This window comes from Marilutibacter maris (assembly GCF_006546735.2).
GTDB classification, from domain to species: domain Bacteria; phylum Pseudomonadota; class Gammaproteobacteria; order Xanthomonadales; family Xanthomonadaceae; genus Marilutibacter; species Marilutibacter maris.
In genome coordinates, this window is the sequence record NZ_VICD02000266.1 from 1 (window position 1) to 13,424 (window position 13,424).

Annotated in this window: 7 protein-coding genes and 1 pseudogene; 3 read left to right on the forward strand and 5 right to left on the reverse strand. The window is 69.1% G+C overall.

The features are described 5' to 3' along the window. The 3 genes from FKV24_RS15380 to FKV24_RS19625 form a co-directional block, all read right to left on the reverse strand. Positions 1-1,168: glycosyltransferase (locus tag FKV24_RS15380; protein WP_141483016.1), on the reverse strand; the 1,168-nt coding region annotated here is incomplete at its 3' end. A 5-nt stretch (positions 1,169-1,173) separates the two neighbouring features. Continuing rightward, positions 1,174-5,280, reverse strand: coding sequence for a non-ribosomal peptide synthetase (locus tag FKV24_RS15385; RefSeq protein WP_141483017.1), 4,107 nt, complete (start codon positions 5,278-5,280; stop codon positions 1,174-1,176). A 516-nt stretch (positions 5,281-5,796) separates the two neighbouring features. Beyond that, positions 5,797-7,650, reverse strand: coding sequence for a hypothetical protein (locus tag FKV24_RS19625; RefSeq protein ID WP_211371889.1), 1,854 nt, complete (start codon positions 7,648-7,650; stop codon positions 5,797-5,799). A gap of 356 nt (positions 7,651-8,006) precedes the next feature. On the opposite strand from FKV24_RS19625, the gene FKV24_RS15395 reads away from it, so the two are divergent. The 3 genes from FKV24_RS15395 to rpoH all read left to right on the forward strand — a co-directional run bounded on the left by FKV24_RS15395 (position 8,007) and on the right by rpoH (position 11,800). Beyond that, the gene (locus FKV24_RS15395; protein ID WP_141483018.1) at positions 8,007-9,056 is read left to right on the forward strand and encodes a bifunctional nicotinamide-nucleotide adenylyltransferase/Nudix hydroxylase; all 1,050 of its coding nucleotides are present in this window, start codon (positions 8,007-8,009) and stop codon (positions 9,054-9,056) included. A gap of 76 nt (positions 9,057-9,132) precedes the next feature. Next, complete coding sequence (locus tag FKV24_RS15400; protein ID WP_141483019.1) at positions 9,133-10,551, forward strand: nicotinate phosphoribosyltransferase; 1,419 nt, start codon at positions 9,133-9,135, stop codon at positions 10,549-10,551. Positions 10,552-10,921: 370 nt separating this feature from the next. Then, on the forward strand, positions 10,922-11,800 hold the full coding sequence (gene rpoH, locus FKV24_RS15405; RefSeq protein WP_141483020.1) for an RNA polymerase sigma factor RpoH: 879 nt from the start codon (positions 10,922-10,924) through the stop codon (positions 11,798-11,800). 264 nt (positions 11,801-12,064) lie between these two features. Here rpoH and FKV24_RS15410 read toward each other — a convergent pair whose 3' ends face one another. Beyond that, entirely contained in the window at positions 12,065-13,063 is a 999-nt protein-coding gene (locus tag FKV24_RS15410; RefSeq protein ID WP_141483021.1) for a hypothetical protein, read from the reverse strand. After that, positions 13,047-13,424: pseudogene (locus FKV24_RS15415) on the reverse strand (NAD(P)/FAD-dependent oxidoreductase); the annotation flags it as partial. The pseudogene FKV24_RS15415 and the gene FKV24_RS15410, both read right to left, overlap by 17 nt.

The following is a 13,424-nucleotide window of genomic DNA, read 5'->3' on the forward strand; positions in this document are numbered from 1 at the left end:
CCGCCGCCAGCTCATCCGCGCGCAGGTGGCGACGATCCAGTGCCGGCGGTGCCACCCCGGCCCGCAGCAGGCAGCGCGCCCAGAACGGCTGGTCGCCGTAGAAGGGCACGATCACCGACGGGATTCCTGCGCGCACCGCGGCGGCGGTGGTGCCGGCGCCGCCGTGGTGCACGGCCGCGGACATGCGTGGAAACAACCAGTCGTGCGGCGCCTGGCGGATGAAGAAGGTGTGCTCGTCGTGGCGGCCCTCGGCATGGTCGAGGCCGCCCCAGCCGGTCGCCAGCACCGCGCGCTGGCCGCTGCCGCGCACGCCGTCCAGCACGGTCGCGGTGAACGCGCTGGCCTCGCTGCTGACCATGCTGCCGAAGCCGATGTAGAACGGCTTCGGTCCGGCCTCCAGGAATTCCCGCAGCGCCGGCGAAGGCTGCCAGTCCGGCTGCTCGTGGAACCAGTAGCCGGCGACCTGCGCCGACTCGGGCCAGTCGGCCGGACGCGGCAGCACGTGCCGGCTGAAGCCGTAGACGACCCGGTTGTCGTCGCCGCCGTCATGGAAGTACGGCCCGTACCAGGGGTAGCGGCGCAGTCCCAGCTGCGGACGCACGATGTCGTTGATCGCCGGCCGCATCACGTGCCAGACCAGCAGCCGCAGCAGATGATAGGCGCCCATGTTCAGGGTCGGCGGCAGCTGGCGTCTGGATCCGGCCAGCACCATCGGCGCCAGGGTCCGCGACGGCGTCAGCGGCTGCAGTTGCGCGCCGACGAAGGGCAGGCCGCGCGCCTCGGCCAGCGACTTGGCCAACAGGGTGGCGTTGCCGACGCCGATCAGCAGGCCGGCGTCCTCGCTGGCGGTCCGCCCCTGGTCGACCCAGTGCTCGGCCCAGTCGGCGAAGGTCTCGCGGAACACGCGCGCCATCGCGCGGGTGTCCAGGCCGCGGTCGGCGATGCTGCGATCGGCCTCCAGCAGGGCCTGGAAATTGCTGGTCAGCGGGCGGAACTCCAGGCCGGCCTCGGCGACCAGCGGCGCGAAGTTGTCGCTGGTGACGATCCGCACCGGGTATCCGGCGTTCCGCAGGCCCCGTCCCAGCGCCACGCAGGGACGGATATCGCCCTGCGTGCCGATGGTGAAGATCGCGATCGGCTTGAGGTCGGTCATGTCGCGCTCGGCCATGGCGTTCAACCACCGACCGGCAGTGCCGACTTGTGCACCGCCGCGGGCCGCCGCCCCGACCGTTCCGGTACCGGTGCCTCGCGATGGCGGCGCAGCAGGTCGATCCGCTCCTGCAGGACCCGGCCGATCCGTGCCGCCGGCCCCGGTTCCAGCATCGACTGGTGATCGCTGTCGATCTCGTGCAGTTCCACCTGGCCGTCGAAGCAGGGCGCCCAGACCGTTGGCCGGTAGTGCATCAGGCCTTCCAGGTCGACACGGGCCTGGCGCGCCGCGCGGAAGAACAGCAGGTCGCCGTGGACCGGTTCCGTCCCACAATGGTCGGGAACGTAGCGCCGGGCCAGTTGCAGGTGGTTGCCGGTCACCGCGGCGACGTGCTCGATCAGCCGCGGATCGCGCTTGACCAGTTCCCGCACCAGCGGCATCGACAGCACGTCGTACTCCGCGCACAACCACTCCGCCAGCGCGTCGAGCGTGGCCGGCGGGTTGTCGCCGGCCTTGCGATGGAAGCCGAGGAAGCGCAGCGCCGCCCGCACCTCGCCGGCTTCGCTGGAGGCGTCGCGAACGTCGTGGCCGGGGTGGGTCGCGAACGGGTAGGCATCCATCATCGCCAGCAGCTCCACGCGCTCGCCGCGCACCTGCAACCGGGTGGCGATGGCGTGGGCGATCAGGCCGCCCAGCGACCAGCCCAGCAGCCGGTACGGGCCCTCGGGCTGGACGCTGCGCATGCGCGCGATGCAGTCGGCGGCGATCTCCTCCAGGCTGGCCGGAAGGCTGTCGTCGCCGCGCAGGCCGCGCGCCTGCAGGCCGTATACCGGCAGCCCGGGATCGAGGTGGCGCAGCAGCCCGGCATAGGCCCAGCCCAGGCCGACCACCGGATGGATGCAGAACAGCGGCCGCTCGCGCTCGCGGCCGTTGCCGCGCAGGGGCAGCAGGGCGGCGAGCGGGTCCTGATCGTGCGTGGTCCGCGCCTGACCGTCGTCCAGGCAGGCCGCCAGTCCGGCGATGGTCGAGGCCTCGAACACGCTGGCCAGCGGCAGCTCCATCGACAGGTACTCGGGGAAGCGGGCGATCATCTCCGCCGCGCTCAGCGAGTCGCCGCCCAGGTCGAAGAAGTTGTCGTGCAGCCCGACCCGCTCGCGTCCCAGCACCGCGCACCATAGCGCCGCGAGCTTCTTCTCGATCGCGGTCGTCGGCTCGACGTGCGGGGCGCGGCCGCGTTGTTCGGGGCGCGGCAGGGCCTTGCGATCGAGCTTGCCGTTCGGCGTCAGCGGCAGTTGCGGCATCCAGACGAAGGCCGACGGAATCATCGCTTCCGGCAGGCGGCTGGCCAGGTGTCCGCGCAGGCCGCTCTCGTCGACCTGGTCGCCGTCGACGGCGACCAGATAGGCGGCCAGCGAGGTACCGCCCTCGCCGTCGCGATGCGCAAGCACGGCGGCGGCGGCGACCGACGGACTGGCCAGCAACTGCTGCTCGACCTCGGCCAGTTCGACGCGATGACCGCGGATCTTGACCTGGTCGTCGATGCGTCCGACGAACTCCAGCACGCCGCCATCGAGCCAGCGGACCCGGTCGCCGGTGCGGTACATGCGGCTGCCGTCGGCGGCGAAGGGATCGTCGAGGAAGCGTTCGGTGTTCAGCTGCGGCCGCCGCAGATAGCCCTTGGCGACACCGGCGCCGCCGATGTACAACTCGCCGACCGCACCGCTGATGACCGGTTGCCGGTCGCCGTCGAGCACGTAGAGGCGGGTGTTGAGGATCGGCCGCCCGATCGGCGGCGCCTGGCGGCCATCGGTGTCGTGGGGACCGCTCTCGGCGAGGTCGAAGGCGGTCGACCAGACCGTGGTCTCGGTGGGGCCGTAGAACTGGGTGACCCGCGCCGCGCGGCGCCGCAGCTCGGTGGCCAGTGTCGCGCCCAGCGCCTCGCCGCCGACCAGCGCATGGACGCGGTCGAGCCGGGCCTGGCGACAGGCCAGCAGCACCCGCCATAGCGAGGGCGTGGCCTGCACGTGGGTGATGCCGGCGTCGGCGATCAGACGCGCCAGCCGCGGCGGGTCGTGGGCGATGCCGGCGTCGGCGATCACCGTGCGCGCGCCCGTCGTCAGCGGCAGGAACAGCTCCAGCGCGGCGATGTCGAAGGACACCGTGGTCACCGCGAGGAAGCGGTCGTCCGCGCGCGGATCGAGCTGCCGGCGCATGCCCTGCAGGAAGTTGCCGAGGTTGCGGTGGCTGACCTCCACCCCCTTGGGCCGGCCGGTGGAACCGGAGGTGTAGAGCAGGTAGGCGGTCGCGTCCGGGGTGGACAGGTCCGGTTCCGGCGGCGCGTCCGCGGGCTCCCAGTCCTCCTCCGGCGCGAGCATCAGCAGGCCGCCACCGCCGTACTGCGCATGCGCCGATGGCGGGGCGATCATCGCCACCGGCGCGGCGTCGTCGAGCATCATCGCGATGCGCTCGGCGGGGCCGTCCGGATCGATCGGCAGATAGGTCGCGCCGCTGCGCATGATCGCCAGCAGCGCGATCAGCAACTGCGCCCCGCGCGGCAGCGCGATCGCGACGATATCGCCCGGACCGATGCCGTCGGCGACCAGCAACCGTGCCTGGCGCAGGCTGCGCCGGTGCAGCTCGCGGTAGCTCAGCGCGGTGTCGCCGGCCACCACCGCGATCGCCTCCGGCGTCGCCGCCGCTTGGCGCGCGAGCAGCTGCGGCAGACCGACGTCCTGCAGAGGCGCGGCGGTGGCGTTGTAGTCGACCAGCAGGCGTCGGCGTTCGCCATCGCCGAGGATGTCGATCCGGTCCAACGGTTGCGCCGGATCGTCCAGCACCGCGTCGATCAATCGCATCAGCCGGCGGCGGTGCTCGTCCAGCTCGGCCATCGGGTACAAGGCCGGGTTGGCGTCGAAGTAGATGCACGGATCGCTGTTGTTGCCGCGGTCGAACACGAACACGGTGAGGTCTTCCTGCGAGCCGTTGGAGAGATTGTGCGAGGTCGCCGGCGCGCCGCCGAAATCCAGCTGGTAGTCGAACGGTTCGATGTTGATGCCGAGGCGGGCGATATGGCGGTCCTGGCCGATCAGGCCGAGGTCTCGGCGCAGATCCTCGTAGCGGTACTGCTGGTGACGCAGCGCGTGCCGCACGACCTTCGACACCTGCTCGAACAGATCCGTCGCGGTCGATCCGGGGGCGAACGACAGGCGTATCGTCACCGCGTTGGCGACCATGCCGGGCGAGGCGCGCAGGGCGGCGCCGACGCGGCCGGACACCGGCATGCCGAACACCAGGTCGTTGGCGCCGGTGGCGCGGTGGAAATAGGCGGCGATCAGCGCGATCAGCACCTGCGGCAGGCTGGCCGAGTGCCGGCGACCGAGTTCGTCGAGCCGCCGCGCCTTGGCGATCGGCAGATAGCCGATGCTGTGGCGCAGGCCGCCTTCGTCGCTTCTCGCGCCGCGCGCCAGGGTCACCGCCTCGGGCAGGTCGGCAAGCTGCTGCAGCCAGTATTCGCGGTCGCGCTGCAGACGCTTGGAGTCGCGATACGCCGCCTCCGCCTCGATCAGCGCGGACAGCGAGCCGAACTCGCAGGGCTCGGGTTCGCGGCCCTCGACATAGGCCGTGTACAACTGCGCCACGCGGCGCACCACCATGCCGCCGCTGTAGCCGTCATAGACCACGTGGTGGGCGCGCTGGTACCAGAAATAGCGATCGTCGGCGGCCTTGAACAGCGCCGCGACCCACAGCGGATCGCGGGCCAGGTCGACCGGGCGGATCAGGTCGGCGCGCATCCAGGCTTCGGCCGCGGCTCGCGGGTCGGCCTCGGCGCTGACGTCGATGAACGGAAAGCCGCCGTCGTGGGGCGGGCGGTTCTCGTGCGCGTCGCCGTCGGCCGGCCGCACGATCTGGCGCGGCTTGCCGTCTTCCTCGATCACCTGCACGCGCAGGGTCTCGGCCTCGCGCACCACCTGGCGCAGCGCGCGCAGGAACTGCACCGGGTCGACCGGACCCGAGATCTCGATCGCCTCGGCGATGTTCAGCGTGGCGTTGGCAGCGGCGATCTTCTGGCCCACCCACAACCCGCGCTGTGCGATGGTCAGGGGCAGCGAAACCCGGTATGACTCGTTCATCGAAAATCCTTTTCGTGGGGGCGGGGGCGACGTGCTGCAGGTGTCGCGCCGGTCCTCACCTCACTCATCCCTGTGCGAGAAGGCCGTTTTCTGGCGATTTCTTTTTGAGTCGAGGGCTTGTCGTTTCGCGGCTTTCCAGGGTTCCTTGCAGAGAGAGGTCGGGCGGCGCTTCAACCAGCCGTCGCCCCAGATATGTCAGCGCGCCGATGACATGTCCACCGCGCATCCGACGTTGCGTGGACGAAATCACGTTTTGAAATTTGATGTGTGCGTGCGGTGAAGACACGCCATCGCGAGGCCGGCGGAACTGCGTCATAAAACGCGGCGAATCGGCATCGCATCGCCATGCATCCGTCACGTCGCGACGACGCGGTGCGAGGGTTGCGCGGCGGCCGGAAGCGTTCCTGCGCCTCCGGCCACACCGGTCATGCCACTACATCGACGGCACGCCTGTTGCCGGCATGCACATCGCCGTTGCCGCCCATGCGCGGCGCCAGGGCATCGCGCATGGCGCCATCAGCGAGCGAGGTCGACGTCGAAACGATAGCTGGCCTGCTCCGCCTCGTCGGCCGAGAGCAGCAACACGCGTGCGGGCCTGCCGTAGAAGTAGTGCGCCTCGCGCGAGGGGGCGTCGTCGTAGCCGTAGTCCACGACCGCCAGCTTGCGCAGGTAGCGGCCGCTGCGGTCCTGCGCGAACACCAGCGTCCGGTCGTCCTGCTGCGGTGGCGCGAAGTAGGCGTTGTCCCTGAGCTCGGCGCCGGCGGGTAGGCTGCCCGCATCGACCCAGCGGCGATGCAGGGTCGGCAGCAGTCGCACCTCCAGTCGCCCCGTCACCCGTGCCGGCGGCGTCGCGAACTTGCCGGGGTGATACTCGATGCGGTCGATGGTGAACTCATACAGGGCTTCGCGCGCGTCCTCGTCCGCGGGCATCGCGATGGCCTGGCCCTCGGCATCTAGGAAGCGCAGTTCGGACACCTCCCCGTAGCGGTCGAAGACCCGCAGCAGGCGGTTGCTGACCACGTCGGGGTAGTGGAACCGGACCATCGCGAGGTCATCGCCGGTGTCGCGGTAGTCGTCGCGGGTGATCGTTATCGCCTGGTCCAGAGCGCCGGGATCGACTTCGTCGGCAACCGTTCCTTCCAGTGCTTCGAAGCTGTGCTCGTAGACGGTGGCGGCGGACGAGAGCGGCGCCAGCTCGCGGGTGTTGTCCGGGACCTCGAAATAGGTGGGTGTCAACGAAAGCGGCAGCTCGCGGGTCTGGCCGCCCACCGGGTCGACCAGGGCGACATCCAGCTCGGCGATGGTGCCGTGGAATGTCTTCGACCCGAACCAGGCGCCGTCGTGCTCCTCCAGCAGCTCCCGCTGGCGGGCGTCCAGTTCGGCCTGCAGGGCTTCGGTGTCCATCGGCTGTCCGCGCCGCGCCTGCTCGATGGCCTCATCGAGCACTTCCAGCATCCGTTCGGGGCCGCCGGGCGTACCGGTCGCGCTGCCGCTGTGGTCGAGGGTCCGCCCACTTGCGTCGCGGGCGATCAGGATGACCCGGCCGTCGAGTCGTTCGACCCATTCGGTGGACGCCGGGCCGTCGCTTCCGTTGCCGCGTACCGATACCGCCGCCCGATGCCCGTCCAGGGACTCCAGCCGGATCCGGTAGTCGCCGACGGTGCGGGTCCGGCCCACGTCGCCCGGACCGAAGCTCACCCGGTGCACGTGCCTGGGGATCTCCAGCGTCAGGGTGCCGTCGAGGCGTTGCACCGGGGGCGCGTCCTCGCCGTTGGGATAGTGCTCGCGCAGCAGGGTCTTCAGGCTGGTCGGCGAGACCTGCTGGACCAGTCCGGGTTCGCCATCGGCCGCTGCGTCGTCGCCGCCGGCGCCGTTGGAGGCCATCGCCGACAGCATGAAGCGCTCGATCCTTTCGCCGTCGTCGACGACCGGCAGCCGGGTGCCGTCGTCAAGCACCGCCGCGTGCCAGCTCAGCGCGTTCTGGAACGGATACGCGAACGGCAGCTCGATCTCGGTGGCTTGTGGACGGTACCTGACATCGTGGGTGGCGATCAGGCCGGTGGCGTACTGTCGCGCCAGGGTGTCGAGGTCGTCGTAGTCGCCGATGATGCGCAGGGGGTCCTCGGCGTACTCGGTCGTCTCCGGCGGGATTTCGCTCTCGATCTCGGCCTCGAGCATCCAGAACAGCAGCCTGGCGACCTTGCCGGCCTCATCGCGCAGCGCCTCGTCCGGCACCTCCTCGATCCGCGCCAGATAGGCCTCGCGCTCGGCGGCCAGCGCCTCCAGCCGGCCATCGATGTCCTTTTCGTTGCCGCATCCCAACAACAGCGTGGCGGCGCACAGCAGCGATACACAGCGTAATCGGGTCATGTCGCTCCTTGAGCTTCTGGCGGGCGGTCCTTCCCGGGCGCGGCGCAGTATATATGGCGTGGGAAAGGGGGCGTGGAGGGTCATCGGGCGTCGGCCGACAATCCGTATCCGTTGCCATTGGAAGCGTCCGCCGGCGGAGCGCGCAGTGTCGGAGCCACCCTTGAGTCGCACGTTGCCGGAGTCGCCGCGAGGGTCGGCGCGAACGCGCTCCTTCCTGCGTATTCAGAGCCAGCGCGGTCGCTGCCGACGATGACGTGCAGCGCGCGAGTGTTGCTTGACTGTGGACAGGGAAGGCGTAGCATTTTCGATGAGCCTCGGGACAGACCCGGGGCGACCACCCACCGTGAGGGAGCCTCATGGAATACGATTATCTGGTCTTCATTGGCCGCTTCGAGCCGTTTCACAACGGCCATGCCGCCGTCGCCCGCCTGGCACTGGGCCGGGCGCGCAAGCTGATTCTTCTGGTCGGCTCCGCCGATACCCCTCGCACCATCCGCAACCCCTGGACCGTCGCCGAGCGCGAGGTCATGATCCGCGCCGCGCTCGCCGACGATGAGCGGCGCCTGATCGTGCGGCCGCTGCGCGATCACCTCTACAACGAAGCGTTATGGATCGCCGCGGTCCAGCGCAGCGTCGCCGAGGCGATCAAGGCCGACGGTGGCGCAGTCGATGCCCGGGTTGGTCTGATCGGTCAGGACAAGGACGCCAGCAGCTACTACCTGCAGGAGTTCCCGCAATGGCCGTTGGTCGACGTGCAGCACACCGCCACGCTGTCGGCGACCGAACTGCGCCGTTATCTGTTCGAGGCCAACCAGGTCGACAGCCACGGCGGGCTGATGCTGATCCGCGCCAACGTGCCCGGCCCGGTGTTCGACATGCTCGAAGCCTTCCGCAAGAACTCGCCCGCGTTCACCCAACTGGTCGCCGAACACCGCTTCATCGACCAGTACCGCGCGGCCTGGGCCGAGGCCCCCTATCCGCCGACCTTCGTCACCACCGATGCGGTGGTCGTGCACTCCGGCCACGTGCTGCTGGTGCGGCGCCGGGCCGAGCCGGGCAAAGGCCTGTGGGCGCTGCCGGGTGGCTTTGTCCATCAGGACGAGAGCATTCTTGCCAGTTGCCTGCGCGAACTGCGCGAGGAGACCCGGCTCAAACTGCCGCTGCCGGTGCTGAAGGGCTCGATCAAGGGCCAGCACGTGTTCGACCACCCCGAGCGCTCGCAACGCGGCCGTACCGTGACCCACGCCTTCCACTTCGACTTCCCGGCCGGCGATCTGCCGCCGGTGCGCGGTGGCGACGATGCCGACAAGGCGCGCTGGTTCCCGGTCAGCGAAGCGCTGGAGATGGGCCCGCAGCTGTACGAGGACCACCTGTACATCCTCGAGTTCTTCCTCGGCCGGAGCTGACCCGACCGGGATCCGCCCCTGCCATCCCGCCGGTGGACAGACCGCCGGCGTCACCCGACGCGAAGGAGCTTCCGTCATGCGCCATCTCGAAAATCTGGTTCTCAATACCGACAGCTACAAGGCCAGCCACTGGCTGCAGTACCCGCCGGGCACCGACGCCACGTTCTTCTATGTCGAGTCCCGCGGCGGGGTATACGACAAGACGCTGTTCTTCGGCCTGCAGGCCATCCTCAAGGAATACCTGTCGAAGCCGGTCACCCATGCCGACGTCGACGAGGCGCGCGACTTCTTCGCCGCCCATGGCGAGCCGTTCAACGAGGCCGGCTGGCGTCGGATCGTCGATGTGCATGGCGGCCTGCTGCCGCTGCGGATCCGCGCCGTGCCCGAGGGCAGCGTCATACGCACCCATCAGGCCCTGGTCACGATCGAGTCCACCGACCCGGAAGCGTTCTGGTTGCCCAGCTACATCGAGACCCTGCTGCTGAGGCTGTGGTACCCGGTCACCGTGGCGACGATCAGCTACCACGTGAAGCAGACCCTACGATCCTTCCTCGAACGCACCAGCGACGATCCAGAGGGGCAGCTGCCGTTCAAGCTGCACGACTTCGGCGCCCGCGGCGTGTCCAGTCTCGAATCGGCCGGGCTCGGCGGCGCCGCCCATCTGGTCAACTTCATGGGCACCGACACCGTCGCCGGTGTGCTCACCGCGCGGGCCTACTACCACGAGCCGATGGCCGGCGTCTCGATCCCGGCCGCCGAGCACAGCACCATCACCAGTTGGGGCCGCGAACGCGAGGTCGAGGCCTACGCCAACATGCTCAGGCAGTTCGCCAGGCCCGGCAGCCTGGTCGCGGTGGTCTCCGACAGCTACGACATCTACACGGCTATCAAGGAGCACTGGGGCAAGGCCCTGCGCCAGCAGGTGATCGAGTCCGGCGCCACGGTGGTGATCCGCCCCGACTCCGGCGACCCGGTCGAGGTCGTGCACCAGTGCCTGGAGCTGCTCGACGAGGCCTTCGGCAGCACGGTCAACGGCAAGGGCTACAAGGTGCTGAAGCATGTTCGCCTGATCCAGGGCGACGGCGTCGACCCCGACAGCATCCGCGCGATCCTGGAGCGGATCACCGAAGCCGGCTACGCCACCGACAACATCGCCTTCGGCATGGGTGGCGGCCTACTGCAGAAGCTCAACCGCGACACCCAGAAGTTCGCGCTCAAGTGCTCGGCGGCGCGCGTCGATGGCCAGTGGCTCGACGTCTACAAGGACCCGATCACCGACACCGGCAAGACCTCCCAGCGCGGCCGGCTGGCCCTGCTGCGGCACGTCGAGTACGGCAGCGTGAAGACCGTGCCGGTGCCGGACGACGTGGTCGATGTCGAAGACATGGCGCTGCCCCTGGGCTGGACCCACGCCATGCAAACGGTATGGAAGAACGGCCAACTCACCCGTGACTGGACCTTCGCCGAGGTCCGCGCCCATGGCAATGCTGGATAGCGCTGGCGGCGGCAGGTCCGACGCCCGCTCCGTACCTCCGGCGATCCCTCGCCGGGGGGCTTGGCGGCACGCGGCTTGGGTCCCGTTGCGACCGTTTCGATCTGGGGCGGCCCCGAGGTCGCCGGCGGGTGCGGATGATGCGTTGGCGCCCGCGGGTGAATGGCTTCCGTATAGGCTATTGATTTAATTGATTTTTATTGGGGTGAGCGCATGGCAGCGTGTCCGCTCGCGCGCCTGTTCCACGCGCCGGCGGGGCCTGGCGGAACCGACTTCTGGCCGAACCTGAACGGAGCCTTCGTTCCATACATGCAACGGACTGAACTTCCAGCTGCCTTAGCAGTCGTAATACGCGACTGCTAAGATGCCTGCCATGAACCAGACTCCCACCGCAACCGCCCTGATCGCCAACAACCTGCCGGTGCCCAGCGCACTGGGGTCGCTCGACGCCTATATCGGTGCCGTGTACCAGATCCCGGTGTTGAGCGCCGAGGACGAGCAGGACCTGGCCCGCCGCTTCCGCGACGACGAGGACCTCGACGCCGCCCGCGAACTGGTGCATTCGCACCTGCGCTTCGTGGTGCATGTCGCGCGCGGCTACAACGGTTATGGCCTGCAGCTGGGCGACCTGATCCAGGAAGGCAATATCGGCCTGATGAAGGCGGTCAAGCGCTTCGACCCCGAGCAGGGCGTGCGCCTGGTCAGCTTCGCGGTGCACTGGATCCGCGCCGAGATGCACGAGTTCATCCTCAAGAACTGGCGCATCGTCAAGGTCGCCACGACCAAGGCGCAGCGCAAGCTGTTCTTCAACCTGCGCAAGAGCAAGAAGCGCCTGGGCTGGTTGAACGCCGAGGAAGTGCGCACCGTGGCCGCCGACCTCAACGTCTCCGAGCGCGAAGTGCTGGAGATGGAGTCGCGCCTGTCCGGTCGCGACGTGGGCTTCGACGCGCCGGCCGACGAGGACGACGAGCGCGCGCCGCCGTCGCCGTCCGCCTATCTGCGCACCGATGCCGAGGACCCGTCGCAGCTGTACGAGCGCGAGGACGAGGAGGACAACCAACTGCAGCTGCTGCGCGAGGGCATGGCCGGTCTCGACGAGCGTTCGCGCGACATCGTCAAGCGCCGCTGGCTCGACGGCGACAGCAAGGTCACCCTGCAGGAACTCGCCGACGAATACGGTGTGTCCGCCGAGCGCATCCGCCAGATCGAGGCCAACGCGCTGAAGAAGATGAAGGCGCTGTTCGTCGCCTGATCGCGGCCTCGTATTCGCACGACCACGGCCCGGCGATCCCGGGCCGTTTTCGTTTCCGGCGCCGGTGATCGCCCGCACGCATTTCGCAGGAGCGGCGCAGGCCGCGATACCCGGCTGCGCCCGGATATCTCCCAAAATTTGCTACGCAAACCTTGGACCCCACCGTTGCCGTGCTGTACCGCGTTTCGTAGGAGCGGCGTAAGCCGCGGGCTCTACCCGTGAACCCGGTCGCGGCTCGCAGGAAAGGTGTCCGTGCCGGTGCCGTCAGGGCTTCAGTCCATAGGCGGCCGTTGCCTGGATCGCGGCCTGCTCGTATTGCCAGATCGCAACACCCAGGTCCACTTCGCTGCGCAACGACAGTGCGGCGAGATCGTTGCGCCACTGCTTGAGCCGACCTTGGGGCGTGCAGTCGCGAATCGCCTCGAGCAAGCATTCGCGTCGCTGCGGGCGCAGGAAAGGCATGGGCCGGGCATCCCGGTCCACGTTGGGCGAGGGCGTGCTTCCGCAGATGCAGTGCGACATTTGCCAGCTGGCGTTCGGTCTACCCTTGGGCGGATCGCAGGGCTGTTTGCCTTCCCGGGCGACCAGCCAGTCCGCCTGCGCCAGCCACACGACCCAGTTCGCGCGCCACAACGGGTCGTCGATCCGGACCAGCGAGTCCAACCAGCCGGACAGCTGATCCAGGGGGAGGTACTTCGCGACCAGGAACACGCTGGCGGAGTACAGGTCGCCGCCGATGAACTGGTGGCCGGAGGTCGTGTGCTCGACCGTCAGTGGTGCCTGTTCGGTCTGCAGCCGGCAGATCCGCTTCCGGACCGGACCAAACAGCGCGCGGCCCAGCGTCTCCAACACGTCCTGGCGGAACTGCGGGTAGTCGCCGGACCAGTCGTCGCTGTCGGGGCGGTGGATCATCACCGCGCTGGCCAGGATCTCCAACGGGGAGAACAGGCGTGGACCGTTGTCGAGGGCGACCGTGCGTGGCAGCAGGAAGCGGAACCATTCGCTCCACTCGGGCAGTTCGCCGAACGACGTGGGGCCGGAGGTCAGCGCTTCCAGCGCGATGTGCAGTTCGTCCCGCGGCCAGCGTTCGGGGGCGTCAACCATCAGGCTGTCGTACATCCGTCGGGCATTGCCCATGAACCAGGCTTCGCCCATCGGTTTCCGTGGCAGGGGAAACCGCTCGCGCATGCGTCGCAGCGCCTGCGGGTCGGGGCCTTGCGCCATGCTCCAGATGTAGGCGGCGGCGTCAGCGTTCGTGCGCATTGCCGTCCTCGTCGTCGCGGTCGTCGAGGATGATCCGCGCGTGGCGCTGGTAGCTCCAGTAGGCCCAGGCCCAGTTGATCAGCACCAGCAGACGGTTGCGGAAGCCGATCAGGAACAGCACGTGCACCCACAGCCAGAACCACCAGGCGAGCACGCCCTTGAGCTTGAAGCCGTGCAGGTCGACCACCGCGGCCATGCGGCCGATGGTGGCGAGGTTGCCCATGTCGCGGTAGTGGAACGGCGGCGCCGGTCGTCCGGCCAGGCGCGCGCGGATCGCTCGGGCGACGTGGGCGCCCATCTGCTTGGCCGCCGGCGCGACGCCGGGCACCGGTCGGCCGTCCTGCTCGATGCTGGCCAGGTC

What these genes read in the sequence shown, in the direction of transcription:
- FKV24_RS19625 (WP_211371889.1), bottom strand. Translation starts at nt 7,650, where the DNA reads ATGACCCGATTACGCTGTGTATCGCTGCTGTGCGCCGCCACGCTGTTG.
- FKV24_RS15410 (WP_141483021.1), bottom strand. Translation starts at nt 13,063, where the DNA reads ATGCGCACGAACGCTGACGCCGCCGCCTACATCTGGAGCATGGCGCAA.
- FKV24_RS15385 (WP_141483017.1), bottom strand. Translation starts at nt 5,280, where the DNA reads ATGAACGAGTCATACCGGGTTTCGCTGCCCCTGACCATCGCACAGCGC.
- rpoH (WP_141483020.1), top strand. Translation starts at nt 10,922, where the DNA reads ATGAACCAGACTCCCACCGCAACCGCCCTGATCGCCAACAACCTGCCG.
- FKV24_RS15395 (WP_141483018.1), top strand. Translation starts at nt 8,007, where the DNA reads ATGGAATACGATTATCTGGTCTTCATTGGCCGCTTCGAGCCGTTTCAC.
- FKV24_RS15400 (WP_141483019.1), top strand. Translation starts at nt 9,133, where the DNA reads ATGCGCCATCTCGAAAATCTGGTTCTCAATACCGACAGCTACAAGGCC.